Below are 24,901 nucleotides of genomic sequence, written 5' to 3'. Positions count from 1 at the left end.
CTGGCAGGGTGCCACAATGGCACCCTTGTCGTGGCAGTTGAATCAGGCGAATTTCATGAACGGCCTTGGGCGTAGGCAGGACCAGGATTGCTTTATAGAGGAACAGGTGCGGACTGACCGTTTGCATCAGTTGTTTCGGCAGTCCTTTGCCGCGATTTTCGGCAGTTACCTCGCTGCGGTGATGCTCTGCTGGCTGTGTTGGGAGCGTTTTGACCACACGGTCATGCTGGTCTGGCTATTGGTGCTGGCGGCCACGTCATTGCTGCGGGTCAAGATGTTCATGGAGTGGTTCCGCTGTCCCAACGACGAGCGCACCCCGCAGCGCTGGGAACGTCGCTACTGGATCACGCTGATGCTGTCTGCCGGCGTCTGGGGCGCCGGCGCACTGGCCGTGATGCCGACCGACGATCGAGTGTCGCAGGTGCTGGTCATGCTGTTTACCGTGGGCATGTCGGTGAGTGCCGTCTCGTGTTATTCCGCGTATCGCTACATGACCCTGGCGTCCCTGGCCCTGGTGCTGCTGCCGTGCACGCTGTGGCTGTTGTTCCAGCCGTCGTCGATGCAAGTCGGGGTGGCTGTCGCCGTGCTGGTGTTCTCCACCTTTGTGGTCAGCGCCACGCGCAAGCTGTCGGATGCGCTGGAAAAAGCCTTTCGCCTGACCCGGCAAATGGAACGGGCCCACAACATCTCTACACGCGCCGCACAGACCGACGAACTCACCGGGCTGATGAACCGTCGCGCGTTTTTCGAACATGCCCAGGTGTTGTACGCGCAATGCCGCCACAACCAGCAGCCGTTGTGTGCGCTGATGCTGGACATGGACCACTTCAAGCAGATCAACGATACCTACGGTCACCAGGCCGGTGACCAAGTGCTGCGCCAGATTGGCGGGGTGATCAGTGCCTCGTTCCGCCAGGCCGATGTCTACGGCCGCCTGGGGGGCGAGGAGTTCGCGGTGCTGCTGCCCAATACCTCGCTGGAAGCGGCGCGAGACATTGCCGAGCAGTTGGTCAAGGCGATTTCCGGCCTGGTCTCCGAGCCGGTGCATGGCTTGACCGCCAGCCTCGGCGTGGCCTCCACCCATACCCTTGACCAGGATTTGCACGACCTGATGAACACCGCCGACAAGGCGCTATATCGCGCCAAGGCGTTGGGTCGCAATCAAGTGGCCGTGGCGGAATAGGCTCAGTCCTTGAGCATGGCCTTGGCCAGCACCCGTGCGACCTGGTCGGCGGAGTAGGGCTTGGCGAGGAACTCGAAGCCTTCATAGCCGCTGTCAGCCAGCTCCTCGCTGTAGCCCGACGTGAGGACTATCGGCAGGTCCGGCCGGCGCTCGCGCAGCACCCTGGCCATCATCACGCCGGTGATTCCCGGCATGACCACGTCCGAGAACACCCCGTCGAAGGCCATGGCGTCCGCGCCGGCCATCGCCAGTGCCTGTTCGGCATCGGTGGCCCAGGTGGTCTGGTAGCCCAGGTCCTGGAGGATCTGGTTGGCGAAGCGGCCCACGTCGAGGTTGTCTTCCACGATGAGGATATGGCGGTGCGACGGGTCATGGTCCGGGCACGCGGCTTGCTGCAGGTGCGCCAACTGGACTGCCTGGGATTCAACGGCCGGCAGGTACAGGGTAAATACCGTGCCCTGGCCCGGGGTGCTGGCCACGTCGACGTTGCCGCCGGACTGCTTGGCGAAACCGAACACCTGGGATAAACCCAGCCCCGTGCCTTTGCCGACGGCCTTGGTGGTAAAGAACGGCTCGAAGATGCGCTCCAGGTTGTCGCTGGCCATGCCGCTGCCGGTGTCGGCCAGGGACACCGTGACGAAGGGCTGGCGCGACTCGGCGTCGCCACGGATACGCGGCAGGGCCGCCACGGTGGCCACGCGCAGGGTCAGCGTGCCTTGGCCGTTCATGGCGTCACGGGCGTTGAGGGCCATATTGATCAGCGCGGTTTCGAACTGGCTGGAGTCGACGCGCACATGGCACGGGCTGTCGGGCAACTCGACGCGCACCTGGATCCGCGCCCCGGTGAGGCTTTCCAGCATCTCGCCGATATTCCTGACCCGCAGGCTCACATCGAACACTTCCGGGTTCAATGGCTGGCGCCGGGCGAAGGCGAGCAGCTGGCTGGTGAGTTTGCTGGCCCGCTCGACGGTGTCCGACACCGCGCCCATGTAACGCTGGCGCCGCTCCTCGGAGAGACCGGGCTGGCGCAGGAAATCCACCGACGAGCGAATGATCGTCAGCAGGTTGTTGAAGTCATGGGCGACGCCGCCGGTCAACTGGCCGATGGCTTCCAGCTTCTGTGACTGGCGCAGCGCGGCTTCGGCCTGGGAGAGGGCGGTGGTGCGTTCCGCCACCCGCTGTTCCAGGGTCGCATTCAGCTCGGTGAATGCCGCCAGGCCTTCACGCACGGCGACGTCGGCGCGCACGCGCTCGATATGTGCCCAGGAGCGTTCGGTGACTTCGCCCACCAGGGCCAGGTCATAGGGCGACCACACGCGCGCCGCTTTGTGATGCACGGCCATCAGCGCGGTGAGCCGGCCATGCTTGATCAGCGGGAAACACACGGTCGCCAACGCGCCCAGGGCCTGGTAGCTGGCGGCGATGTGCGGCGCGAATTCGATGCGATTGTCCTGCACCACCACCGGCTCGCCGGCATGCAGGCGTTGTACGGCCAACTCACCGAACGAAGCTAGGCTGTAGCGTCCGACGATGCTCGGCGAGCCGGGCGCCGCCCAATTGCCGCGAATGGTGAAGCCGTCTTCATCGGCGTCCATGTCTGCATAGGCGCAGTTGGACACCTGCAGGTGCTCGGCCAGCAGGCGCGTGGTGGTGGACATGATGGTTTCGGCGTCGGTGGCATTGGTCACGGCGTTGCCGATCGCATCCAGCACCGCCAGGCGTCGCGCAAGAAATACCGTGGCGGTGGTTTCGGTCACCGTGTCCAGCAAGCCGACGACCTTGCCCTGCGGATCGCGGATGGGGCTGTAGCAAAAGGTGAAGTAGGCCTGCTCGGGGCCCGCGCCACGCTCGATCAGCAGCGGGAAGTTCTCGACGTAGGTGGCATGCCCTTCGAAAGCCGCGTCCGCGATGGGGCCGACCTGGTCCCACACTTCGTGCCAGGTTTCGCTGAAAGGTCGCCCCAGCGAGTAGGGCTTATCGCCAAGGATGGGCACAAACGCATCGTTGTAGAGCGTGATCAGGTGCGGCCCCCAGACGATGGCCTGGGGAAAGCTCGAGGCAAAGCACAACGCTACCGTGGTCTTGAGCACATCCGGCCATTGTTCGAGCGGGCCCAGGGGCGTACTTGCCCAATCATGCTGGCGTACCCGCTCAGCCATGTCGCTGCTGCTTTGCAGCCAATTCATCATTGGGAGAACACCTTGTTTGCCACAATCGGTCGAGCGCCTGAAGAGGTCAGGCTAACAAGCAACAGACCGGAATGACCGTTGCCAGTTCAGCGGAATTATCCACGAGATGGCAATTTGATGCTGCATCCATTTGAATAGATAAATATTCCGCGATCCGGGCGCTGTTTTTTACTGCGATGTGCCGAACAAACCGGTCCAGTAGATCCCTGCGTCACTTTTCGGGTCCATGGCATAGGCCGCGCCCAATTCGCGAAACTGCGGGTTCATCAGGTTGGCGCAATGCCCGGGGCTGGCGAGCCAGCCGTCGACGACCTTGCGCGGCGTGTCCAGGCCGGCGGCGATGTTTTCGCCGATGTTTTTCGCCGGGTAGCCGGCCAGTTCGGCGCGGTCACCGGGGGTGCGGCCGTCGTGGTCGAGGTGGTCGAAGAAATTGCCGTTGGCCATGTTGCGCGTGTGGCTGTTGGCGGCGCCGGCCAGGTCGTCATTCCAGGACAGCGGGGTGGTCGCGCTGAATGCCTGGGTGCCGCACTGGCGCGGTTGCGCGCGCGCGGTGTTGATCAGGGTGAGCAGTTGCTTGCCTTCGGTCTGCCAGTCGCCGAGGCCGCTGGACAGCAGTGGACGGGCGAGCACGATGCGCCAGTCCTGGCCGCTGTTGCTCACACCGATATCGACAAATTGCGGATCGAGCACCACGCGGCAGAAACTCTCGCGCACCGCCTTCATGGCAGCCTGGGCATCCTTGGGGCCGGACAGGCTGATGGCCTGCACATTCACCATCGGGTATGCCGCCCGGGCCAGGGCCTGTTGCAAGTCGCCGACATTGGTGGCCGGCAGCACCAGGCGGGTGTCGCTGGCCAAAGGTGGCAGTTCCTGGGAACCCTGGTCACCGCAGCGCTGTACCTGGCTGCGGTAGTCGTTGATCTGTTGCACCAGCTGGATTTCTTCATTCGCCATCGCGCTGGCGCAGAACACCGTACTGGCGGCCAGCGTCGTAAGACCCATCATCAATGACAGAACGCGCATGGACGTTACCCTTGAGCTTGAAAGTGCCCATGATGCGCGATGTAGGTGCGTCCATGCACCCGTTGGTCCGAACTTTTTTCCTCAGTTCTTGAATGCCGAGTGCTTGCGGCCCTGGTCACACAACGCAAACACCACCACCAGCAGCGCCGAAATGGCGAGGATTATCACCACGCCATCAGTGGAGTGGGTGGCCGATGCCGCCACCATCGACAGCGCACCCAGTGGCGCCAGGCCGCCAGCGATGGCGGTGCCGATTTCACGCCCGGTACCGAAGCCGGAAGAGCGCGTCTGGGTCGGGAACTGCCGGCTCAGGAACGAGCCCTGCGGGGCGAACATCATCGGTGCGAGGAGGCCGGTGCCGACGCCGATCGCGATGTAGATCATCAGACTTTCGCCGCTGTTGAGCAGGGCCAGAAACGGGTAGGCGAACAGCAGCGAGCACAGCCCGCCGAGGATCAGCACGTGCTTGCTGCTCCACTTGTCACACAGCCAGCCGAAGCAGGGCACGGCGACAATGGCGATCAGGCTGGCGATGGTTACCGACAGCGACGTGACGTGCACATCCACGCCTTTGAATTGGGTCAGGTACGCCAGGGAGAAGGTCTTGAAGATGTAGCTCAGGGCGTTGTAGCCGATGGCCACGAAGAACACCACCGCCAGGCCTTTGAGGTCGTTCTTGAACAGGGCCTTGAGCGGCGAGGCCTTGGCCTTGGCGGCTTCTTTGCTCAGCTCCTTGAACTGCGGGGTTTCCGGAATGCTCTTGCGTACCCACAGGCCGACGCCCACCAGCACGATGCTGCAGACGAAGGGAATACGCCAGCCGCCGGCCAGCAGGAACTCGTTGCCGTTGATGGTCAGCAGGTACACGGTGAGCGATGACAGCAGCAGGCCCAGGTTCAAGCCCAGCGCCGGCCATGCGCCTTGGCTGCCGCGCTTGCCCTGCGCAGCGTGCTCATAGGAGGTGACCGCCGCGCCGGACAGTTCGGCCCCCGCACCCAGGCCCTGGATGATGCGGATGAACACCAGCACGATCGGCGCCCAGATGCCGATGGAGGCGTAGCTGGGGATCAGGCCGATCAGCGTGGTGCACACGCCCATCAGGCAGAAGGTCAGTACCAGCACTTGCTTGCGGCCGAACTTGTCGCCCAGGTAGCCAAACAGGATGCCGCCGAACGGGCGTGCGATAAAGCCGATGGCAAAGGTCGAAAAGGCCATCAGCGTGGCGGTCTTCGGGTCGCTGTTATCGAAGAAGATCTTCGAGAACACAATTGCCGCCATGGTCGCGTACAGGTAAAAGTCGTACCACTCCAGCATTGAGCCAAAGATGGTCGCGGCGGCGACTTTGCGCAGGCGCTTGCGGGTTTGCTCGGGCGTTTCGGTGCCGGGGATGGAGGCAGATGCCGTCATGCTGTACTTCCTTCTGAGTCTTTGTATTTATTGTCAAATGGAGGCGTATTGCCGGGTGTTACTGGGGCGTGAACAGGCGGTCGGCGATCATCGCGCCGATCGGCATGGCTGACGTCGCGGCCGGTGAGGGCGCGTTGCAGACATGGAGCATTCGCGAGGTCTGGGCGAACAGGAAGTCGTGCACCAGGCTGCCGTCGCGCATCACCGCCTGGGCGCGGATCCCGGCTTCATAGGGCAGCAGGTCGTCGAGGGTCAGTGACGGGCAATACTTGCGGCACTGCTCCAGGTAGCCGGATTTGAACAACGAGTTCTTCATCTCGGTGGTGCCCGAACCGAGGTTCTGCCAGAGGGTTTTCCAGAAGCCGGGGAAGCGCGCGTACTCGGCCACATCGCGCCAGTTGATCGAGAACTTGCGGTAGTTTTCGCGACCCAGGCCCAGCACGGCGTTCGGCCCGACGGTGATGCTGCCGTCGATCATGCGGGTCAGGTGCACACCGAGGAACGGCAAGTCCGGGTCGGGAATCGGGTAGATGAGGTGATTGACGAGACCGTTTTTTTCCGGCGGCAGGCGGAAGTATTCGCCGCGAAACGGGATGATCTGGTGGTCGATCTTGATCCCGGCCAGGGTCGCCAGGCGGTCCGACTGCAAGCCAGCGCACACCACCAGATGACGCGCCTGCCAGGTTTCGCCAAGGGTGTTGATGGTGACGGTGTCGGTATCTTCATGGATGCCGGTGACGGTGCGTTCCAGGCAGATCTCGCCACCGCTGCGGCGAATCACCCGCGCCATGGTCTCGCACACCTGGCGGTAATCGACGATGCCGGTGGCATCCAGGAACAGCCCGCCCAGGCCGACGATGTTCGGTTCGCGCTCGCGCAACTGGTTCGCATCGAGGCGCTCGACCTGCATGCCGTTGAGTTGGGCGCGGGCATGCAGCGCTTCCATTCGCTGCATTTCCAGCGGGCTGGACGCCACCAGCAGCTTGCCGCACACCTCGAACTTGATGCCGTGCTCGGTGCAGAACTGCTTGGTGGCTTCGGCGCCACGCTTGCACAGGTCGGCCTTGAGGCTCCCCGGCGCGTAGTAGATGCCGGCGTGGATCACGCCGCTGTTGTGGCCGGTCTGGTGCTTGGCCAGCACCGATTCCTTTTCGAGGATCACCAGCGAGGCGCCCGGCTGGCGCTTGAGCAGCTCCATGGCGGTGGCGAGGCCGACGATGCCGCCGCCGATGATGCAAAAGTCGTGAATCATTGCGTGGGTACCTGCGGTTGCACATCAGTCTGCTTATCAGGTTGTCAGACTAATGGTTTGGTTAAAAAAATGGCGTGCCGGGGGCACGCTGCAAAAGGGTGGATTCGGTCAATGTTTGGCGGGCAGTTCCAGGCTCAGGCGGCGTGCTGCCGCGCGCAGGTGGGCCTCGGCACTCGCGGCGGCACGCTGGGCGTCGCCGTCGGCAATCGCCTGGAACAGCGCCTGGTGTTCCTGGGTGGCGTCGGCAGAGCCGGTGACAAAACGCGAGGCGGAGTTTTCCCAAGCGGTCTTGCGGGCGCTGGCCAACTGGCTGCGCAGGAAGTCATGGAAGGCCACGAAGTAGTCATTCTTGCTGGCGTCGGCGATAGCGCGGTGGAACTCCACATCGGCGAGGGCGGCCGCTTCGAAGTTGTCGCGGTGCTCCTGCATGTCCTGCAGCGCGCTTTTCATGCGCTGCAGGTCGGCTTCATCGCGGCGTTGCGCGGCAATCGCGGCGGCCTGGGTCTCGATCCACAGGCGCACTTCGAACATCTGCGCGAGGTCGGGGCGCCGTCCATTCGGCTGCGGGAAACGAAACACCGTACCGGCTGGCGTCTGCGAGATAAACGAGCCCAGCCCCCGGCGCGCAGTGATCACGCCATCGGCCTTGAGCTGGGCAATGGCTTCACGCACTACAGAGCGGCTGACGTTGAGTTGTTCGGCCAGTTGCTGTTCCGTGGGCAGGCGCGACTCCGGCGGCAGTTGGCCGGAGTCGATTTCTGCGCGGATGGCACTGACAACCCGTACGACCAGCGAATCGGGGCGTTGAAGCTCAAGCATGGGAAAACCTTGTTGATCAGGTTGTCAGACAATAGTCGTTACGATTTTACCTTGTCAATATCGGCGTGGCTTTTGGGTGCGGCCTGCAGGCCATACACTCGCCGCAACAGGTACAATCGCCGCTGCCTTGACGCGAAACCCCAGGAATTTGCATGTACAGCCTTACCCGCTACACGACACCGTGCCCCGAGCCCATCAATGCGCAGGTCCTGCAGATGGTGGTGGACAACCTCACCGACATCAGCAGCGTCGCGCTGCCGCCGAGCAACCTGCTCTACAACATCTACCAGTACGCCATCGGTTTTGAAGTGCACCTGTACCTGGAAGCCTTGGACGGTTCAAAGGGGATTGCCGTCGAGTTGGTCGTGGCGACGGACGCGGAAAAACTGCTTGGCTTTGGCCTGTACCTGCCCGTCAAGGACGATCCGCAAGCCTGTGGGATTGCGTTCATGGCCGTGCAAGTCGGCCATCGGCGCCAGGGTGTGGCGCGCGCGATGATGCGCGATGTGCTGGGCCGTTATCCCCATGCGGAACTAGCGTGCTCGGTAGAAAAAGTACCGGCTTTTGAACGCATGGGCTTTCAGGTGCGGGGCGCGCGCGGCACCCAGGTGCTGATGAATACCCGCGACTACGGCACTGATGGCCTGATGGGCGTGCTGGACGTGGCGTCGATCTACAGCTCGCTGGAAGTGCGCCAGATCCACACGTACCTGCTGCAAAAGCACGGCAAGCGCGCGATGCTCGACGCCGAGAAACAGCGCGACCGGCATCTGGATCAACTGACGCGCAAGGTGCGGTTGTTCGTCCAGAATCTTTCGGCGTAAACCGTCGCGTCAACCGCGCCCGCGATTGACCATCGCCAGCAGGGTCGCAAGCAACTCCTGCTGCGCCTCTTCACGGCTGACTTCACCACTGGCTGCCGCCTGGGACAAGGCTTCCGCCGCACCCAGCACCGCCCGCAGGCCGACCTGGGACACCGTGCCGCCGGGCGCAAAGGGCGACAGCGCATCGCGGCACTTGGCGAGGAAAATCGCCTCGTATTCGCGCTTGAGGGTTTCCAGTTCCGGGGAGCTGCTCAGCGCGGCGATCACCCCCGGAATCTCCCGGCCCTGCAACAGCACGCAATCGACATAACTCGAGGCGATCACCCACGCGCGACCCTCCAGCGTGGCATCGCTGGCCTCGATGGCTTGGGTAAACACCTTGTCCTGGCGCGCGTCGAAGTCGGCATACAGCGCGGCGAGTAACCCCGCGCGGGTGACGAAATGGTCATAGACCACCGGCTTGGTCACTCCCGCGAGTTCCGCCAGGCGCCCCAGCGTCAGGGCTTCGGTGCCTTCATCGCGGACCAGTTGCCAGGCCACATCGAGCAGCTGGCGCAGACGATCTTCACGGCTCAAGCGCCGGCGTGGGGCAGGGGACTGACTGCTTGACATGCTTATATACCAAAAGTAACTTAGTGACTGTAACTTACTAAACGTAGCTTAAGCCCAAAGGGAGTCAATGTCATGCATGCACTCATCGTTGTCGCGCACCACGACCCACAATCCCTCACTCACGCCGTCGCGGCGCAGGTGGCCGCCGGCCTGACTGCCAGCGGCCACACCGTGGAAATCGCCGACCTCGCCGCCGAAGGCTTCGACCCGCGCTACACCGCAGCCGACCACCGCGTACACCGCACTCGTGCCACGCCACCGGCCGACGTATTGGCCGAGCAGGCGCGTATCGACCGCGCCGATGCGCTGGTACTGGCATTCCCGATCTACTGGTGGTCGCTGCCGGGCCTGCTCAAGGGCTGGGTCGACCGCGTGTTCGTCAACGGCTGGGCCATCGACTACGGCCCGGACACGCCGGTGGTGAAAAAGCTGCAGCACTTGCAGGTGCATCTGCTGGCGCTGGGCGCCGCTGATGAAAGCGCATTTGAACGGCATGGTTATGCCCAAGCGATGCGTACGCAGATCGACTACGGGATTTTTGACTACTGTGGAGCGCAGGTGCTGACGTCCGAGCTGTTGCTGGAGTCGGAAAGCGACAGCGCGCAAAGCCATTTACGCACCGCCGAGAAGCTCGGCCGGCAGTTGTTTGTCCCGCGTCAGGTACGAGAGAACGCCTGAGCGCCAGCCTGTTCCAGGTTGCTTTGAATCAAGTGTGCCCAGTGCCATGTACCAGCGAATCCGTCGGAACGCGGCAACCGCTAGTTCGAGCGCGGTTCAATCGTCGCGAAACAGGTCGTGGGCATCCAGCAGGCGGTAGGCGATCTCGGGGTGTTTTTCCATGCCCCGGCGAATCGCCGCCGGGATCGATTGGCGGGTCTTGCGGCACAGGCCTGGCAGGTCGTCGATGACGATCTGGATGCCGCGCATGCTCTTGACCTCGGCGTGGCCGGGGGCGATGTGCACGCGGATTCCGAGGAGTTCGTACATGCGCTGCTGCATGCGTTCGAGGTCCTGCAGGCTCTGCAGGTTTTCGAGGCGTTCGACCAGGCGTTTTTCTTCCTGGCGCGTCAGGCTGAGGATGCGCAGGTCGGCGCCGGGACGTTCCAGCAGTTGTTCACGTTCGCAGACGCAGGCGCCGGGTGGGCAGGGTTGGCGAATTGTCATGTGCATTGCCTCCCCATTCCGGCGCCGATGCCTCAGTAGGTCAGTTGGACCCCGAGACTGCCCAAGGCCTTCCAGTACTCAGGATAGGTCTTGGCCACGCAGTCCGGATCCTGGATGCGGATGCCCGCAACCTTCAGCCCGGCCAGCGCAAAGCACATGGCGATGCGGTGGTCGGCGTGGGTGTCGATCAACGCATTGCACGCGGTGCCGGCCAACGCAGGGTCGGCGGCGACCAGCAGGTCATCGCCCTCGATCGTGGCCAGGCCCGCACGGATTTCATTCAGGCCATCATGCAGCGCCTGCACGCGGTCGCATTCCTTGACCCGCAGGTTGGCCAGCTCGGTGAAGCGCACCGGGGTGTTGTTGAATGCGGCGAGCACCGCCAGGGTCGGGATGGCGTCCTGCATCTGCGAACCGACGACCGTGGCCTGCATGTTCGGGAATTGCGCGATCACCGCCTGGGCCTTGGCGTCCGGCTGGGTAAAGTCCTGCGCGGCGACGCCGATGTCGATGCGCCCACCGGTCAGCACTTCAGCGGCCCACAGGTAGGTGGCGGCGGAGGCGTCGGGTTCGATCAGGTAGTCGTGCGCGGTGTAGCCGGTCGGCGCCACACGCCAGGTGGTGTCGTCGACCACCTCGACCTGCGCGCCGAACGCGCGCATGCAGTCCAGGGTCAGGTCGACGTAGCCACGCGCACCGATGTCCTTGCCGGTCAGCGCCACTTCAATCGGCGCTTCGCCGCAGGACGCCAGCATCAGCAGGGCCGACACGTACTGGCTGGACAAGCCGCCGTCGATCTCGAAGCGCTTGGCCGCGACTTTGCCCGCACCGTGCACGGTGACCGGTGGGCATCCGGTCGGGCTGTCGACCGCGATGCCGTTCTGGCGCAGGGTGGCCAGCAGCGGGCCGATCGGGCGTTTTTGCATATAGTCGTCGCCGTCCAGCACCACGGTGCCTTCAACGGTGGCGACGGCGGCGGTCAGAAAGCGCATGGCGGTGCCGGCATTGCCGAGGAACAGCGGCTGCGTCGGCAACTGCAGTTTGCCTTGGCCGGTGACGACGAAGGTGGTGTCATCCGGCTCGTCGATGGTCACGCCCATCTGGCGCAGGGCGACCGACATGTGGCGGGTGTCATCGCTTTTCAAGGCGCCGCTCAGGCGGCTGGTGCCCTTGGCCAGGGCCGCCAGCAGCAGGGCGCGGTTGGTAATGGATTTGGAGCCGGGGGGCGCGACCTTGCCATTGAGGGGGAAATTGGGCGGTGTCACGGTCACGGTTTTCTGCGAACTCAAGGTACGAGGCTCCTGATTCTAGGCGAGGTGGCACGGAGTGGCCGACGGGGCGGACTTGAATAATCGGGTATAGATGCGGTGCTTGTCGAGCTTGGGGTCGTGGTTGCTGATATTTATTGGGTGGGATTTGGTGTCACTGTGGGAGCTGGCTTGCCTGCGATGGCGGGCTTCGGGGCGCTGGGGGGTTGGATCAGGTTGGGGGCATATGCGTTATTTGGGTGAGGGCGGAGATTGGTTCCGCCCTTACGGCGGGTCACTTTTGGAAAGGAGCCCCAAAAGTAACCAAAAGGGCTCTTGCCCCAACACTCGGCACCTCGCCTAGGCTCGGTGTGCCCGTAATCCGACATTGATTTGGGGGGCCGCCGCCACGCGCCATCCATGGCGCGGGGCGGCTAAACCGGCATCCCTGCCGGTTTACCCCCCAAATCAATATCGAATTCCGGCCAGCGTGTTTGATGGGGCGCCTGAGATCAAGATCAAGATCAAGAGCAAAAGCACGGCGGCCTGGCAGCCGGCCTGAGTGGTTGGATCAAGAGCGGGTAGGTGTTGGAGCCGGCTTGCCGACTCGGGGTTTCAGATGCGCTCTGCAGCTTTTTATCGTTTTGCCAACCAGTAGTCATGCAGCGCGCGTGCGGCGGGTTCGAGTTCGCTGACTCGCTGCTGGTGTGTTTGCACGTCGAGGTCGGCGGGTAATTCGAAGTTGTCCTGTTCGGCGCACCAGGAGATTTTTTCCAGCAGTGCGGCTTGTTCCGCCGGCAGTTCCGGCCAGTTGCCGATGGCCGCGCCGCGGATGTAGCCAAAGCACCATTCTTCGGCCAGGGTGACGTTCTGGCCCTGGTGTTCGGTTTCGTCGAAGCGAGCCTTGAAGCCACGGGCGTCGGTGGCCAGTTGGCTTGCCAGGGTGTTGAGGTGGCGCACGCACAGTTCGAGGAAGCTTTGTGCTTCGTCCATGTTGTCCCACTCCGGGTTCTGCCCGCCCCATATCGCCGGGAACCACTCGGCCACGTCGACCTGGGCTGGGCTGGAGACCAGCGCGGTGAAGTAACCGTCGAGTTCGGCCAGGTTCAGCACCGAGTGGTCGTCGCCGTACTTGAGCAGGGTCTCTTCGATGAAGTCGAAATCGGCGGCGGTGAGGGGTTGGGCGTGCATGGCATTTCCTTGAGCGTCGAGCGCCGCTGATGGGGCGGCTTAAAGCGCAAAGGATGGCGCTTGAGGCGGTTTTTATCCAGCGGTTTGCAGGGTTTTTAGCCGAACCGCTGGCACAGTTTGCTCACGCACACCGCGCCCACTACCGCCAGAATGATCGGCACCAGGAAGTCATGGTCGATGCGGGTGAATTCCGCCACCAGCACGATCGCGGTCAGCGGCATGCTCATGCTCGCGGCCAGGAACGCTGCGGCGCCGATGATCGCGAACGCGCCCAGCGGCACGCCGGGCCAGGCCAGGCTCCAGGCGCCACCGAGGATGATCGCCAGCAGCGCGCCATTCGCCAGGCCCGGCGTCAGCAGGCCACCCTCGGCGCCGGCGCGCAGGCTGCTGATGGTGATCAACACCTTGACCAGTAGCAACAGCGCCGCCAGGCCGATCGTCAGTTCATTGTCGAAACCCAGTTGCGCCGGGCCTTTGCCATTGCCGAGGATCTGCGGCAGCAGCATCGCCAGGCCGCCGATCAGGGTGAAGTTGATCAATGACCACACCGGCAGGCGCCAGCCGCGCGCGGCGTTGGCCCGCGCCGCACCGGTCAGGCGGGTGAAGCCATACGCCGCCACGCCGAACACCGGGCCGCACACCAGCGCCCAGGCGATCAATGCCGGGCTCAGCACAAAGTGCGGCACCACATACTGCGATTCGGCACCCAGCCCGACCCAGGCCACCGCCGCGCCAATCGCCGAGGTGGCCAGGGCGATGATCGCCGCCGGCCAGCTGAACGCGCCCACCAGCACTTCCAGCACAAACACCGCGCCGCCCAATGGCACGTTGTACACCGCCGCCAATCCGGCCCCTGCACCGCAGGCGACGATCAGGCGATGCATGTGCGGTTCCAGCCGCGCCCGCTGCGACAACCACGTCGCCGCCAGCGCACCGACTTCACGCGGCGCCACTTCACGCCCCAGCGGCGAGCCGAGGGCCACGGTGATGATCTGCAGCAAGGCGTGGGCGAGGGTGGTCTTGGGCGGCATGATCGGCATCTTCTCGGACACCGCCTGCCGGATGCTCACCAGCGGGCGGCCGTAGCGATAAAGCGTCCACCAGCCCAGCCCCGCGACCAGCCCGCACACCACCAGCACCAGCAGGCGCCGTTCGGGCGCTGCAGCGGTCACGCCGGATAAAAAGGTTGCATGGCTGACCAGGCTGTCGAGGCTGTAGCCGTAAGCCAGGTGCTGGATGCCATGCAGCAGCAACGCCAGGAGCATCCCGCCCAAGCCGGCACCGATGCCGGTCAGCACGACCACCAGGGCCAGGATCAAGGATGAGCGAAACGTGGTCGGCATAGGCGGCTCCAGGCAGTGGCCCTGATTGTATAGCCGATAAACCGGGCCTTACGGATGAAATGTATCGGCACTGCACGCAGCGCGTCCTCACAACATTCCATTACCTTTGCCAGTCCCGGTTTTGGCCGATGCGCCGTGGCGTACCCTTGTTATAGTTCGGGCCTTATCACTCGCCAGTCAGGGATCACTGCCATGTCCGAATACCAAGCTTTTGTCGTCGAACTCACCGGCAACGTTGCCCATGTGCAGATCAACCGCCCGGAAAAGATCAACGCGATGAACGCCGCGTTCTGGACCGAGATCATCGACATTTTCCAATGGATCGAAGACACCGACGCCGTCCGCGCAGTGGTGCTCAGTGGTGCCGGCAAGCATTTCTCCTCGGGTATCGACCTGATGATGCTGGCTTCGGTCGCCAATGAATTCGGCAAGGATGTGGGGCGCAACGCACGCTTGCTGCGCCGCAAGATCTTCGAGCTGCAAGCCTCATTCAACGCCGTCGACAACTGCCGCAAACCGGTATTGGCGGCGATCCAGGGTTACTGCATCGGCGGCGCCATCGACCTGATCAGCGCCTGCGACATGCGTTACGCCGCCGAGGGCGCGCAGTTCTCGATCAAGGAAATCGACATCGGCATGGCCGCCGACGTCGGCACCCTGCAGCGCCTGCCGCGCATTATCGGCGACGGCATGTTGCGCGAGCTGGCCTACACCGGCCGCCAGTTCGGCGCCGAGGAAGCGCGCAGCATCGGCCTGGTCAATCGGGTGTATGCCGATCAGGACAGCCTGCTGGCCGGGGTCTTCGAAATCGCGCATGAAATCGCCGCCAAGTCGCCGATTGCGGTGACCGGCACCAAGGCGATGATCAGCTACATGCGTGACCATACGGTCAATGATGGTCTGGAATACGTTGCCACCTGGAACTCGGCTATGTTGCAATCCAACGACCTGCGCGTGGCCATTGCGGCCCATATGAGTAAGCAGAAACCCGAATTCGTGGATTGACTGACATGACCCCAGGCTGGATTACCACAACGCTGCTGGACAACGACGCCCCTGGCGGCTGGGCCGTCGCCCGCAGCCGCGACGGCTTTTTGCATGATGCCAACGGTCCGCTGTTCCCCCGGGAATGGCTCAAGCGCCAGGACCTCGCTGTGTTCGCCGAACACGGCATCGGTCACCTTGATGGGGAACCGGTATACCTGCTGGAACTCGACGCGGCGGCGCAAGTGCCCGACTGCAGCTGGCAAGGCCTGCGCGGCTTCATGCTGCAAGGCGATCACACCCTGTACAAAGTGCTCGGCTACGCCGCGCAGATCGGTACCTGGGCGCGCGAACACCGTTTCTGCGGCAGTTGTGGCCAGGCGATGGTCCAGGTGCCACGGGAACGGGCTATGTTTTGCCAGGCCTGTGACCTGCGCAGCTATCCACGGATCTCGCCGAGCATGATTGTGCTGGTGACGCGTGGCGACGAAATCCTGCTGGCGCGTTCGCCGCGTTTTGTGACCGGTGTCTATAGCACGCTGGCAGGGTTTGCCGAGCCGGGCGAGTCGGCCGAAGACTGCCTGATCCGCGAAGTTCGCGAGGAAGTGCAGGTCGAGGTCAAGAATATCGAGTACCAGGGCAGCCAGTGCTGGCCGTTCCCGCATTCGATGATGCTGGGGTTCCACGCCGAGTACGCCGGCGGCGACATCGTGCCCCAGGCCGACGAGATCGAGGACGCGCAGTGGTTCAACATCCACGACCTGCCGCCGCTGCCGGCGTCACGTTCGATTGCGCGTTACCTGATCGACCTCTATGTGGCTCGGCGCCTAGGCCACGCTGAACCAGTGTTGCCAGGCTAGGCGCACTGTCAGCCCGAGCACCACGGTGATAAACACCGGGCGAATGAATTTGGCGCCGCCGCTGATAGCGCTGCGTGCGCCAAAAAACGCGCCGCCCATCACCGAGATGCCCATGGCCAGGCCGACGATCCAGTCCACCGAGCCATTGAAGATAAACACCGACAGCGCCGCCGCGTTGCTGACAAAGTTCATGCTGCGCGCCACGCCGCTGGCCTTCACCAGGTCGATGGGGTGCAACAGCATCGTGCTGACGGTCCAGAACGCCCCGGTGCCGGGCCCGGCCACGCCATCATAGAAGCCCAGGCCAAAGCCCTGGGTGGATTGCCATTTCTTCTTGATCGGCGCGTCGGCGTCCAGCGGCGCCTTGGGCGTGCCGCCGAACAACAGGTACAGGCCGCAGCCGAACACAATCACCGGGAGCATCTTGTTCAGGGTTTCGGCAGGTAGGTAGTGCGCGACCACGGCACCGGTGAGGGCGCCGATCAACGTCCCGACGATGGCATGCACCCACTGGCGCGGGTGGAACAGCTTGCGCCGGTAAAAGGTGAAACTGGCGGTGGCGGAGCCGAAGGTGGAACTGAGCTTGTTGGTGCCCAGCACCAGGTGTGGCGGCATGCCGGCGGTGAGCAGTGCCGGGGTGGTGAGCAGGCCACCACCGCCGGCGATGGCGTCGATGAAACCGGCGATAAAGGCAACGACGGCGAGAATGGCGAGGGTGGTCAGGTCAACGCTGAGTTCGAAGGGCATGGCAGGGCTTATTCTTGGAAGGGCGTAGCGAAGGGGCTACACCGAAGGCCTGCATCTTACCTGCCTGCTGTACACAGATCCAAATGTAGGAGCCGGCTTGCCGGCGATAGCGCAACATCAGCCACTCTCTCTGGAGCTGACGAACCGCAATCGCCGACAAGCCGGCCCCTGTAATTGAACGTTGTGGGCGCGGCTATTTGTGGTTGCCCAGCCACTCCAGCGCCGTACGCCAGATACAAATCCCGAGGAAGTACGCCGACATCAACGACCACAACCCAAATGTCCACGGGTTGGTATTCGGGTAATCCATCACCATCAAAAAGCTGCACAGCAGCCAGATGGTGGTCACCGCGATGTTGATCGGCATGAACCGTTTGACCCGGAACGGGTGCAGGAACTTCATCGGGGTCACGGTCAGCAGTGCCAGGCCGATCACCGTCAGCAAAGTCACCCAGGCTTCCGGCTGGATGATGTACACGCACAGCGCCACCACGTTCCAGGCGGCGGGGAAGCCGACGAAGTAGTTGTCCTTGCTCTTCATGTTCACGTTGCAGAAGCAGAACAGCGACGACACCAGGATCACCGACACCGTGAACAGGTGAGTAAATTCCGGCAGGTCGATATAGCGGTAGATAAACAGTGCCGGGATAAACACGTAGGTGAGGTAATCGATCACCAGGTCCAGCACCGAGCCGTCGAAGCTGGGCAGCACCGTGCTGACATTGACCCGTCGCGCCAGGGAGCCATCGACGCCATCCACTACCAGCGCGAAGCCGAGCCAGAGCAGGCAGGCCTTGGGCGAGTTTTCCAGCAGCGCCAGGGTGGCCAGGAAGGCCAGTACCACGCCGGTGGCGGTAAAGCCGTGGGCGCCCCAGGCTTTGAGTCTGGCTACATGCAGGGTCGATATCACGGGCGGTTCTCCAAAAGGTGAAACGGGGCAGCCGACGGTGTGACACCGTCGGGTCTGGCCGGGGAATGCAGGTATCGACCGGGAAGGGGGGGATAAGGTTCACCACCCCGGTGTATTGCTTAGCGTAGCAAGCGTAGGACGTTTCGGCATCAACCCTGGCGGAACACCAGGGCCTTCAAGCCGCTTTGTGGGTCGATATCCGGAAATTCCGGCGGATTCTGCAGCCGCTCGACAAAGCGCAGGCCCGGTGCTTCGCGGGTTACGCCGTCGATCAGGAAGTCTTCGCCGAAGGCCGGGTCGTTCATGCACGCCAGCACCGTGCCCTGTGGCGTCAGCAAGTCCGGCAGGCGACGCAGCACGCGCTGATAGTCCTTGGTCAGCAAAAAGCTGCCTTTCTGGAACGACGGCGGGTCGATGATCACCAGGTCATAAGGGCCGCTGTTGGTGACCTTGGCCCAGGACTTGAACAGGTCGTGGCCCAGGAAGCTGACCTTGCTCAGGTCGTGACCATTCAGGCGATGGTTGTCGCGGCCACGGCTGAGCGCGCCACGCGCCATGTCCAGGTTCACCACATGGTCGGCGCCGCCTTCGATGGCCGCCACGGAAAACCCGCAGGTGTAGGCAAACAGGTTGAGCACGCGCTGGCCCTTGGCCTGTTCGCGCACCCAGTTGCGCCCGTAGCGCATGTCGAGGAACAGCCCGCTATTCTGTTTTTTACCCAGGTCGATCAGGTAGCGCAGGCCGCCTTCGGTAATCACCTTCTCGTCGACAGCGTCGCCCGCCAGCCATTCGGTGGTGCTTTGCGGCAGGTAGCGGTGTTGCAGGGCAATGGTATGGGTACCGAACTCAGCCTGCAGCAGGTGTTTCAAGGCCTGCAGGTGCGCGGCCTCGGGCTGCTTGAACAGCGCGACCAGCAGCACGCCTTGCAGCCAGTCCACGGTCAATTGTTCCAGGCCCGGCCAGCAACGGCCGCGGCCGTGGAACAGGCGCCGGGTTTCACTCGGTGGAGTGGCCAGGGCGGTGAGCAGATGGGCGTGCAGGGTGGCGAGGGCGTCAGGGGTCATCGTTAAACGTCAGTCATTGAGCGGGCGGCATTTTAAACACACTTGCGGGCTTGCGGGTTGGCTGAGCACAACGTGCTGGTAAAACCAGGATTGGCAGTGATTCATGCTCAAAATTCTGCTATCTGCGCCTGATAACAGGCAAAAAATCCTCCGGCACCCACATAAACTGGAAAAAAAGCCCGGAGGTGCCCATGAACGGTTTCGCGAGTGCAGTCAATCACACAGCCACGGATCAGTTGGAGCAGGACGAGTGGCGCGATGCCCTGGCCTCGCTGGTGGCCAACGCGGGGCCCGAGCGCGCCCGCCAGATCCTCGACCTGCTGGCCCGCGACGCCAGTGCGCCGCACATCGACTGGACTCCGCGCCACGGCACGCCCTACATCAACAGCATCAGCGTCGAGCAGCAGCCGGCGTTCCCCGGTGACCTCGCGACGGAAGAGCGCCTGGCCTCGCTGGTGCGCTGGAACGCGCTGGCCATGGTGGTGCGCGCCAACCAGGCGTATGGCGAACTCGGCGGCCACATCGCCAGCTACGCCAGTGCGGCGGATTTGTTCGAAGTGGGCTTCAACCACTTTTTTCGCGCCCGCAACGATGGGTTTGGCGGCGACCTGGTGTTCTACCAACCGCATTCCGCGCCGGGCATCTATGCGCGTGCGTTTCTTGAGGGGCGCCTGAACGAGGGTGACCTGGCCCACTATCGGCAGGAACTCGGCGGGCCAAAAGCCGGTGCGCGCGGGCTCTCCAGCTATCCGCACCCGTGGTTGATGCCGGACTTCTGGCAGTTCCCCACCGGCTCCATGGGCATTGGCCCGATCAGCTCGATTTTCCAGGCACGCTTTATGCGCTACCTGCAGCATCGTGGCTTGCAGGACACCACCGACCGCCACGTGTGGGGCGTGTTCGGCGACGGTGAGATGGACGAGCCGGAGAGCATGTCCGCGCTGACCCTGGCCGCGCGCGAAGGCCTGGATAACCTGACGTGGGTGGTCAACTGCAACCTGCAGCGTCTCGACGGGCCGGTGCGCGGCAACGGGCGCATCATCGATGAACTGGAGGCGTTGTTCGGCGGCGCCGGCTGGAACGTGATCAAGCTGGTCTGGGGTTCGGATTGGGATGCCTTGCTCGCCAAGGACGCCGACGGCTCGCTGGTCGATACGCTGTCGAACACCGTCGATGGGCAATTCCAGACCTTCGCCGCCAAGGACGGTGCCTACAACCGCGAACACTTCTTTGGCCAGAGCGAGGCCTTGGCCAGGCTGGTCGAGGGCATGAGCGACGAACAGATCGACCGTCTCAAGCGCGGCGGCCACGACATGGTCAAGATCCACGCCGCCTACCACGCCGCGCGCCGCGTCAAGGGCAAGCCCACGGTGATCCTCGCCCAGACCAAAAAGGGCTTCGGCATGGGCGAGGCGGGGCAGGGCAAGATGACTACGCACCAGCAGAAGAAGCTTGATCGCGAGGCGCTGATCGCCTTTCGCAATCGCTTTCAGTTGCCGCTGAGTGATGAACAGGCCGAGTCGCTGAGCTTCTTCAAGCCCGAGGACGACAGCCTGGAATTGCGTTATCTGCATCAGCGGCGCAAGGCCCTGGGCGGTTATGTGCCCAGCCGCAGTCAGCTTGCTGCGCCGGTGAGCATCCCGCCCATGGCGGGCTATGCCGGTTTCGCCACAGCGGCCGACGGCAAGGAAATGTCCACCACCATGGCCTTCGTGCGCATGCTCACCCAGCTGCTCAAGGACAAGGCGCTGGGCCCGCGCATCGTGCCGATTGTGGCGGACGAGGCGCGCACCTTCGGCATGGCCAACCTGTTCAAGCAGATCGGCATCTATTCCAGCGTCGGCCAGCGCTACGAGCCGGAAGACATCGGCTCGATCCTCAGCTACCGCGAGGCCACGGACGGGCAGATCCTGGAGGAAGGCATCAGCGAAGCCAGCGCCATCAGCTCCTGGGTCGCAGCGGCCACCAGCTACTCGGTGCATGGCCTGCGCATGTTGCCGTTCTACATCTATTACTCGATGTTCGGCTTCCAGCGCGTGGGTGACCTGATCTGGGCCGCCGCCGACCAGCGTGCCCGCGGTTTCCTGCTCGGCGCCACTGCCGGGCGCACCACCCTCGGCGGCGAAGGCCTGCAGCACCAGGACGGCAGCAGCCACCTCACGGCCGCCACCGTGCCGAATTGCCGCGCCTATGACCCGGCATTTGCCGGCGAATTTGCAGTGATCCTCGACCACGGCATGCGCCAGATGCTGGAGCACGACGTGGACGAGTTCTACTACGTGACCCTGATGAACGAAAACTATCCGCAGCCGAGCCTGCCGGAAGGGGTTGAAGCGGCGATCATCAAGGGCCTGTATCGCCTGCAAGGCACCGCCGGCGCCCAGGTGCGCCTGCTCGGTGCGGGCACGCTGGTGCGCGAGGCGCAGGCTGCGGCGCAGTTGCTGACAGACGATTGGCAGGTGACCAGCGAAGTGTTCAGCGTGACCAGTTTCAGCGAACTGGAGCGTGAGGCGCGTGAGGTGGAACGCTGGAACCGCCTGCATCCGCAGGAAGCCGCACGCAGCAGCCACCTCGCAGATTGCCTGCCCACCGGCGCGCCGGTGATCGCGGTGTCTGACTACGTGCGCGCAGTGCCGCAGATGATTGGCTCGTACCTGGACTCGCGCTACACCGTGCTCGGCACCGATGGCTTCGGGCGCAGCGATACGCGTGCGGCGTTGCGCGATTTCTTTGAAGTGGACCGCCATCACCTGGTGCTGGCAGCGCTGACGGCGTTGGTGGAGCAGGGGAGCCTGCAGCCGCAGGTGTGTCAGCAGGCGATTGATCGGTACGGCCTGCAGGCGGAGCGCGAAGCTTCCTGGACCCGCTGAACCTGCAGGAGCCCGGCTGGCCGGCGATCACGATCTTGCGCGCGCATCGCCGGCCAGCCGGGCTCCTACGGGGGAATGGTGTTGATCAGAGGGTGGCGATCAGGGCCGGCCCAAACGCTTCTTTCAAGAAAACCGGTGCGATATACCGCTCGTAATGCGCCTCGGACAGCAGGAAAAACTCGCGGTCAATCGCATCGCGCAAATCCGCCAGGCTGCGCTCGCGAAACTCCGGCAGCAACGCCAGGCCATACGCATCCAGCTTGGAAATCACCCGCGCACCCCGCGCAATCAGCTGGTAGGCCCAGCAATACGGCGACTGATGCGGCATGAAGCGAATCTTGCGATCTTCCAGCTGCTGGCGCAGGCGCTGCGGGTCAAGCACTTCGAGCTTGCTGGCCATCACCTGCATCAACAGTTGTTCCAGGCGCAGCCACACCGCCTGCTTTTCATCGGCGTTGTAGCCATTCCACTGGATGACTTCATGGTGATAACGCTTGCACCCCCGGCAGACCAGGTCACCGTAGACGGTGGAGCACAGGCCGACGCAGGGCGTCTTGATGGTGTGATTGGGCATAAATAGCGACTGCTTTTCTAATCAAGAAAACGTGGGCTCATTTTCAATCTGGTGATGAAAGTGTTAGCGCGTTTTGTCGGTTTTTCTTTGTGGCTGAGCGGGCAAAGATGGGCGCATTCCACACCGAGTACCGATCATGAAACCCACCCTCAAACCCCTGGGATACTGGCTCTGCGCAGTGATGATTGCCGTTGCGAGCAGCGTCTCCGCAAGTCCGCCCTCTCACGGAGCTACCGTCATGAACAAACCGCTGGTATCGATCGCAGTCCTCAAGGCCAAGCCAGGCAAACAACAGGCGCTCAAGGAAGGCTTGTTGGCGCTGGTGGAGCCTACGCGCACAGAACCCGGCAACCTTGACTATGTGCTGTATGAACTGCGGGACGAACCCGGCACGTTCTACATGCGTGAAGCGTTCAAGGACCAGGCGGCACTCGATGCGCATTTTGCGACGGCATACTTTCAGCGGTTCGCCGCGACGGCGGATGAGCTGCTCAGCGAGCCGTTGAAGCTGATCTTCCTGGAGCAGGTTTCCAACTGAGGAGCGATGGCGGTCTTCAGGGCGCTATCGCCGACTTGCCGGCGATAGCGTCCACAAGATCAATCAATCCCAGCTCAACGCACCGCCAGTCTGGTACTCGATCACACGGGTCTCGAAGAAGTTCTTCTCTTTCTTCAAGTCCATGATCTCGCTCATCCACGGGAACGGGTTGGTTGTCCCCGGATACTCTTCCTTCAAGCCAATCTGCGACAGGCGACGGTTGGCGATGAACTTGAGGTAGTCCTCCATCATCGCCGCGTTCATGCCCAACACGCCGCGCGGCATGGTGTCACGCGCGTATTCGATTTCCAGCTGCGTCCCCTGCAGGATCATCTGGGTCGCTTCTTCTTTCATCTCGGCATCCCACAAGTGTGGGTTTTCGATTTTGATCTGGTTGATCACATCGATACCGAAGTTCAGGTGCATCGACTCGTCGCGCAGGATGTACTGGAACTGCTCGGCGACGCCGGTCATTTTGTTGCGACGGCCCATGGACAGGATTTGGGTGAAGCCGCAGTAGAAGAAGATGCCTTCCAGGACGCAGTAGTAGGCGACCAGGTTGCGCAGCAATTCTTTATCAGTCTCGACGGTGCCGGTTTCGAACTTCGGATCGGAGATCGAACGGGTGTATTTCAGGCCCCAGGCGGCTTTTTTCGCGACCGATGGGATCTCGTGGTACATGTTGAAGATTTCGCCTTCATCCATGGCCAGCGATTCGATGCAGTACTGGTAGGCGTGGGTGTGGATCGCCTCTTCGAAGGCCTGGCGCAGGATGTACTGGCGGCACTCCGGGTTGGTGATCAGGCGGTACACGGCCAGGACCAGGTTGTTGGCGACCAGCGAGTCGGCGGTGGAGAAGAAGCCGAGGTTGCGCATGACGATGCGACGTTCGTCGTCGGTCAGGCCTTCGGGGTTTTTCCACAGGGCGATGTCGGCGGTCATGTTGACCTCTTGCGGCATCCAGTGGTTGGCGCAGCCGTCGAGGTACTTCTGCCAGGCCCAGTCGTACTTGAAGGGCACGAGTTGGTTGAGGTCGGCGCGGCAGTTGATCATGCGCTTTTCGTCAACGGCGACGCGGGCGGCGGAGCCTTCCAGCTCGGCGAGGCCTTCGGCGACGTCGAGTTTGTCGAGGGCGGCCTTGGCGCGGATGATCGCGGCGGAGTCGTTGGCCGTCACGTTGCGCGCTTCGAGCGCGGCGGCGGCGCCTGCGCCATCCAGGCGGTCCATGTTGGCTTCACTGGCGTGGCCGGCGTTGGCGCCCTTGATCACCGCTGCACCGGTGTCTTCGTTGTCGACTTCATCCCAACTCAGCATTGAAATACTCCTTCCTGGTCTGTTCTGACGGCGTGTGAGCCCGTCCAAAAATATGTAATTTGCAGGCTACTAGGCATTGAAATACTGCGCGTAGTGTGGTCGGTAAATATCGATTCTGCACACTATGTAGTGGTCTGTTCTGTTTGTGGGCACACTATATGGTGTGTAACAAAGATGGTCAACGCACAAGATGTGCGCTCTCGAGTGGCTGGCGTGACGTGGGTCAGCTATAAAGACCGGGATTATTGACCCGAATCAGGACCTCAAGGGAATGAGCCATTTATTGATCCGCGCCGCCCGTCTGGAAGACGCCGAAGGCATTTTCCAGGTGCATAAAAACTCCGTCGAAAGCCTGTGCCACGCCGATTACGGCCCCACCCAGATCAGCATGTGGCTGGATGGCCGCTCGCCCGAGACGTACCGCGAGGCAATCGTCGCCGGCAATGTGTGGCTGGCCTGCACGGACGTGATCCAGGGGTTCGTGGAAATCGATGGCCACGAAGTCAGCAAACTGTTTGTGCGTGTCCAGGCCGCCGGGCAGGGCGTAGGGGCTCGCCTGCTGCGCGAAGCGCTGGCGCGCATCGAAGCCGCCGGTCATGCCAAGGCGTATCTGGAGGCGACCCTCACCGCCGAAAAATTCTATGCCGCGAGCGGCTTTCGCAAGATTGGCGAAGGCACCTTCAGCCGTGGCAACAGCCCGGTTTGCATCGAGATCATCAAGATGGAGCGCGCTTTCCCGCGGGCATGAGAAAAACTCACAGCCCCATGACTTTTAATGGTTACGCC

22 protein-coding genes and 2 pseudogenes are annotated in these 24,901 nt (G+C 63.0%); 8 read left to right on the top strand and 16 right to left on the bottom strand.

The annotated features are described in order from the left end of the window. Positions 1-16: 16 nt before the first annotated feature. Entirely contained in the window at positions 17-1,183 is a 1,167-nt protein-coding gene (locus AC07OJ_RS21605; protein WP_495095154.1) for a GGDEF domain-containing protein, read from the top strand. Positions 1,184-1,185: 2 nt separating this feature from the next. Here AC07OJ_RS21605 and AC07OJ_RS21600 read toward each other — a convergent pair. From AC07OJ_RS21600 to AC07OJ_RS21575, 6 genes and pseudogenes are all read right to left on the bottom strand, one after another. Beyond that, positions 1,186-1,524 (bottom strand): annotated as a pseudogene (locus tag AC07OJ_RS21600) (response regulator); the annotation flags it as partial. A 71-nt stretch (positions 1,525-1,595) separates the two neighbouring features. Next, positions 1,596-3,372: pseudogene (locus AC07OJ_RS21595) on the bottom strand (ATP-binding protein); the annotation flags it as partial. Between the two features lie 168 nt (positions 3,373-3,540). After that, on the bottom strand, positions 3,541-4,395 hold the full coding sequence (locus AC07OJ_RS21590; protein ID WP_065906660.1) for a CAP domain-containing protein: 855 nt from the start codon (positions 4,393-4,395) through the stop codon (positions 3,541-3,543). Between the two features lie 81 nt (positions 4,396-4,476). After that, positions 4,477-5,802 (bottom strand): MFS transporter, encoded by a 1,326-nt coding sequence (locus AC07OJ_RS21585; RefSeq protein ID WP_213552874.1) that lies wholly within the window; start codon positions 5,800-5,802, stop codon positions 4,477-4,479. A 58-nt stretch (positions 5,803-5,860) separates the two neighbouring features. Continuing rightward, positions 5,861-7,054, bottom strand: a complete 1,194-nt coding sequence (gene lhgO, locus AC07OJ_RS21580; RefSeq protein WP_495095153.1) for an L-2-hydroxyglutarate oxidase — start codon at positions 7,052-7,054, stop codon at positions 5,861-5,863. Between the two features lie 108 nt (positions 7,055-7,162). Beyond that, the gene (locus AC07OJ_RS21575; protein ID WP_065906667.1) at positions 7,163-7,873 is read right to left on the bottom strand and encodes a FadR/GntR family transcriptional regulator; all 711 of its coding nucleotides are present in this window, start codon (positions 7,871-7,873) and stop codon (positions 7,163-7,165) included. Between the two features lie 152 nt (positions 7,874-8,025). Here AC07OJ_RS21575 and AC07OJ_RS21570 point away from each other — a divergent pair, with 152 nt between their 5' ends. After that, positions 8,026-8,697, top strand: coding sequence for a GNAT family N-acetyltransferase (locus AC07OJ_RS21570; RefSeq protein WP_495095152.1), 672 nt, complete (start codon positions 8,026-8,028; stop codon positions 8,695-8,697). A 9-nt stretch (positions 8,698-8,706) separates the two neighbouring features. Here the strand turns inward: AC07OJ_RS21570 and AC07OJ_RS21565 are convergent, their stop codons facing one another. Further along, entirely contained in the window at positions 8,707-9,309 is a 603-nt protein-coding gene (locus tag AC07OJ_RS21565) for a TetR/AcrR family transcriptional regulator (RefSeq protein ID WP_065906671.1), read from the bottom strand. Between the two features lie 72 nt (positions 9,310-9,381). Here AC07OJ_RS21565 and AC07OJ_RS21560 point away from each other — a divergent pair, with 72 nt between their 5' ends. Continuing rightward, positions 9,382-9,987, top strand: coding sequence for an NAD(P)H-dependent oxidoreductase (locus tag AC07OJ_RS21560; protein WP_495095151.1), 606 nt, complete (start codon positions 9,382-9,384; stop codon positions 9,985-9,987). Between the two features lie 96 nt (positions 9,988-10,083). Here AC07OJ_RS21560 and AC07OJ_RS21555 read toward each other — a convergent pair whose 3' ends face one another. The 4 genes from AC07OJ_RS21555 to AC07OJ_RS21540 all read right to left on the bottom strand — a co-directional run bounded on the left by AC07OJ_RS21555 (position 10,084) and on the right by AC07OJ_RS21540 (position 14,254). After that, positions 10,084-10,473: a hypothetical protein gene (locus tag AC07OJ_RS21555; protein WP_201144206.1), complete on the bottom strand. Its 390-nt coding sequence runs from the start codon at positions 10,471-10,473 to the stop codon at positions 10,084-10,086. Positions 10,474-10,505: 32 nt separating this feature from the next. Continuing rightward, positions 10,506-11,762: a 3-phosphoshikimate 1-carboxyvinyltransferase gene (locus AC07OJ_RS21550; protein WP_495095150.1), complete on the bottom strand. Its 1,257-nt coding sequence runs from the start codon at positions 11,760-11,762 to the stop codon at positions 10,506-10,508. A gap of 594 nt (positions 11,763-12,356) precedes the next feature. Next, positions 12,357-12,911 (bottom strand): UPF0149 family protein, encoded by a 555-nt coding sequence (locus AC07OJ_RS21545; RefSeq protein WP_065906675.1) that lies wholly within the window; start codon positions 12,909-12,911, stop codon positions 12,357-12,359. A gap of 95 nt (positions 12,912-13,006) precedes the next feature. After that, on the bottom strand, positions 13,007-14,254 hold the full coding sequence (locus AC07OJ_RS21540; protein WP_495095149.1) for a chloride channel protein: 1,248 nt from the start codon (positions 14,252-14,254) through the stop codon (positions 13,007-13,009). A gap of 192 nt (positions 14,255-14,446) precedes the next feature. Between AC07OJ_RS21540 and AC07OJ_RS21535 the strand changes: the two genes are divergently transcribed. Together AC07OJ_RS21535 and nudC are read left to right on the top strand one after the other, a co-directional pair. Further along, positions 14,447-15,259, top strand: coding sequence for a crotonase/enoyl-CoA hydratase family protein (locus AC07OJ_RS21535; RefSeq protein ID WP_106804109.1), 813 nt, complete (start codon positions 14,447-14,449; stop codon positions 15,257-15,259). Between the two features lie 5 nt (positions 15,260-15,264). Continuing rightward, on the top strand, positions 15,265-16,098 hold the full coding sequence (gene nudC, locus AC07OJ_RS21530) for an NAD(+) diphosphatase (protein ID WP_065906678.1): 834 nt from the start codon (positions 15,265-15,267) through the stop codon (positions 16,096-16,098). On the opposite strand, the gene AC07OJ_RS21525 is transcribed toward nudC, so the two are convergent. The 3 genes from AC07OJ_RS21525 to AC07OJ_RS21515 all read right to left on the bottom strand — a co-directional run bounded on the left by AC07OJ_RS21525 (position 16,066) and on the right by AC07OJ_RS21515 (position 18,819). Beyond that, complete coding sequence (locus AC07OJ_RS21525) at positions 16,066-16,845, bottom strand: TSUP family transporter (RefSeq protein WP_065906679.1); 780 nt, start codon at positions 16,843-16,845, stop codon at positions 16,066-16,068. The two genes, nudC and AC07OJ_RS21525, sit on opposite strands and share 33 nt — an antisense overlap. 193 nt (positions 16,846-17,038) lie before the next feature. After that, complete coding sequence (gene pcsA, locus AC07OJ_RS21520) at positions 17,039-17,755, bottom strand: phosphatidylcholine synthase (RefSeq protein ID WP_065906682.1); 717 nt, start codon at positions 17,753-17,755, stop codon at positions 17,039-17,041. 149 nt (positions 17,756-17,904) lie between these two features. Continuing rightward, complete coding sequence (locus AC07OJ_RS21515) at positions 17,905-18,819, bottom strand: class I SAM-dependent methyltransferase (protein WP_495095148.1); 915 nt, start codon at positions 18,817-18,819, stop codon at positions 17,905-17,907. Between the two features lie 191 nt (positions 18,820-19,010). Here AC07OJ_RS21515 and mdeB point away from each other — a divergent pair, with 191 nt between their 5' ends. Next, entirely contained in the window at positions 19,011-21,689 is a 2,679-nt protein-coding gene (gene mdeB, locus AC07OJ_RS21510) for an alpha-ketoglutarate dehydrogenase (protein WP_495095147.1), read from the top strand. An 85-nt stretch (positions 21,690-21,774) separates the two neighbouring features. On the opposite strand, the gene AC07OJ_RS21505 is transcribed toward mdeB, so the two are convergent. Then, on the bottom strand, positions 21,775-22,263 hold the full coding sequence (locus AC07OJ_RS21505) for a DUF1289 domain-containing protein (protein ID WP_495095146.1): 489 nt from the start codon (positions 22,261-22,263) through the stop codon (positions 21,775-21,777). Positions 22,264-22,501: 238 nt separating this feature from the next. On the opposite strand from AC07OJ_RS21505, the gene AC07OJ_RS21500 reads away from it, so the two are divergent. Continuing rightward, positions 22,502-22,801, top strand: coding sequence for a putative quinol monooxygenase (locus AC07OJ_RS21500; RefSeq protein WP_120448427.1), 300 nt, complete (start codon positions 22,502-22,504; stop codon positions 22,799-22,801). A 63-nt stretch (positions 22,802-22,864) separates the two neighbouring features. Here AC07OJ_RS21500 and AC07OJ_RS21495 read toward each other — a convergent pair whose 3' ends face one another. Then, a complete protein-coding gene (locus AC07OJ_RS21495; protein WP_005788524.1) occupies positions 22,865-24,115 on the bottom strand; it encodes a ribonucleotide-diphosphate reductase subunit beta in 1,251 nt (416 codons plus the stop codon). 271 nt (positions 24,116-24,386) lie between these two features. Between AC07OJ_RS21495 and AC07OJ_RS21490 the strand changes: the two genes are divergently transcribed. Continuing rightward, on the top strand, positions 24,387-24,863 hold the full coding sequence (locus tag AC07OJ_RS21490; RefSeq protein ID WP_495095145.1) for a GNAT family N-acetyltransferase: 477 nt from the start codon (positions 24,387-24,389) through the stop codon (positions 24,861-24,863). The last annotated feature ends 38 nt before the right edge of the window (positions 24,864-24,901 follow it).

Source organism: Pseudomonas sp. GW821-FHT09C08 (assembly GCF_059418125.1).
This window is presented reverse-complemented; position numbering and strand designations above follow the sequence as displayed.

Bases quoted from the DNA above. Each gene is read 5' to 3' on its own strand.
- AC07OJ_RS21605 (WP_495095154.1), top strand. From the start codon at position 17: ATGGCACCCTTGTCGTGGCAGTTGAATCAGGCGAATTTCATGAACGGC.
- AC07OJ_RS21590 (WP_065906660.1), bottom strand. From the start codon at position 4,395: ATGCGCGTTCTGTCATTGATGATGGGTCTTACGACGCTGGCCGCCAGT.
- AC07OJ_RS21585 (WP_213552874.1), bottom strand. From the start codon at position 5,802: ATGACGGCATCTGCCTCCATCCCCGGCACCGAAACGCCCGAGCAAACC.
- lhgO (WP_495095153.1), bottom strand. From the start codon at position 7,054: ATGATTCACGACTTTTGCATCATCGGCGGCGGCATCGTCGGCCTCGCC.
- AC07OJ_RS21575 (WP_065906667.1), bottom strand. From the start codon at position 7,873: ATGCTTGAGCTTCAACGCCCCGATTCGCTGGTCGTACGGGTTGTCAGT.
- AC07OJ_RS21570 (WP_495095152.1), top strand. From the start codon at position 8,026: ATGTACAGCCTTACCCGCTACACGACACCGTGCCCCGAGCCCATCAAT.
- AC07OJ_RS21565 (WP_065906671.1), bottom strand. From the start codon at position 9,309: ATGTCAAGCAGTCAGTCCCCTGCCCCACGCCGGCGCTTGAGCCGTGAA.
- AC07OJ_RS21560 (WP_495095151.1), top strand. From the start codon at position 9,382: ATGCATGCACTCATCGTTGTCGCGCACCACGACCCACAATCCCTCACT.
- AC07OJ_RS21555 (WP_201144206.1), bottom strand. From the start codon at position 10,473: ATGACAATTCGCCAACCCTGCCCACCCGGCGCCTGCGTCTGCGAACGT.
- AC07OJ_RS21545 (WP_065906675.1), bottom strand. From the start codon at position 12,911: ATGCACGCCCAACCCCTCACCGCCGCCGATTTCGACTTCATCGAAGAG.
- AC07OJ_RS21540 (WP_495095149.1), bottom strand. From the start codon at position 14,254: ATGCCGACCACGTTTCGCTCATCCTTGATCCTGGCCCTGGTGGTCGTG.
- AC07OJ_RS21535 (WP_106804109.1), top strand. From the start codon at position 14,447: ATGTCCGAATACCAAGCTTTTGTCGTCGAACTCACCGGCAACGTTGCC.
- nudC (WP_065906678.1), top strand. From the start codon at position 15,265: ATGACCCCAGGCTGGATTACCACAACGCTGCTGGACAACGACGCCCCT.
- AC07OJ_RS21525 (WP_065906679.1), bottom strand. From the start codon at position 16,845: ATGCCCTTCGAACTCAGCGTTGACCTGACCACCCTCGCCATTCTCGCC.
- AC07OJ_RS21515 (WP_495095148.1), bottom strand. From the start codon at position 18,819: ATGACCCCTGACGCCCTCGCCACCCTGCACGCCCATCTGCTCACCGCC.
- mdeB (WP_495095147.1), top strand. From the start codon at position 19,011: ATGAACGGTTTCGCGAGTGCAGTCAATCACACAGCCACGGATCAGTTG.
- AC07OJ_RS21505 (WP_495095146.1), bottom strand. From the start codon at position 22,263: ATGCCCAATCACACCATCAAGACGCCCTGCGTCGGCCTGTGCTCCACC.
- AC07OJ_RS21500 (WP_120448427.1), top strand. From the start codon at position 22,502: ATGAACAAACCGCTGGTATCGATCGCAGTCCTCAAGGCCAAGCCAGGC.
- AC07OJ_RS21495 (WP_005788524.1), bottom strand. From the start codon at position 24,115: ATGCTGAGTTGGGATGAAGTCGACAACGAAGACACCGGTGCAGCGGTG.
- AC07OJ_RS21490 (WP_495095145.1), top strand. From the start codon at position 24,387: ATGAGCCATTTATTGATCCGCGCCGCCCGTCTGGAAGACGCCGAAGGC.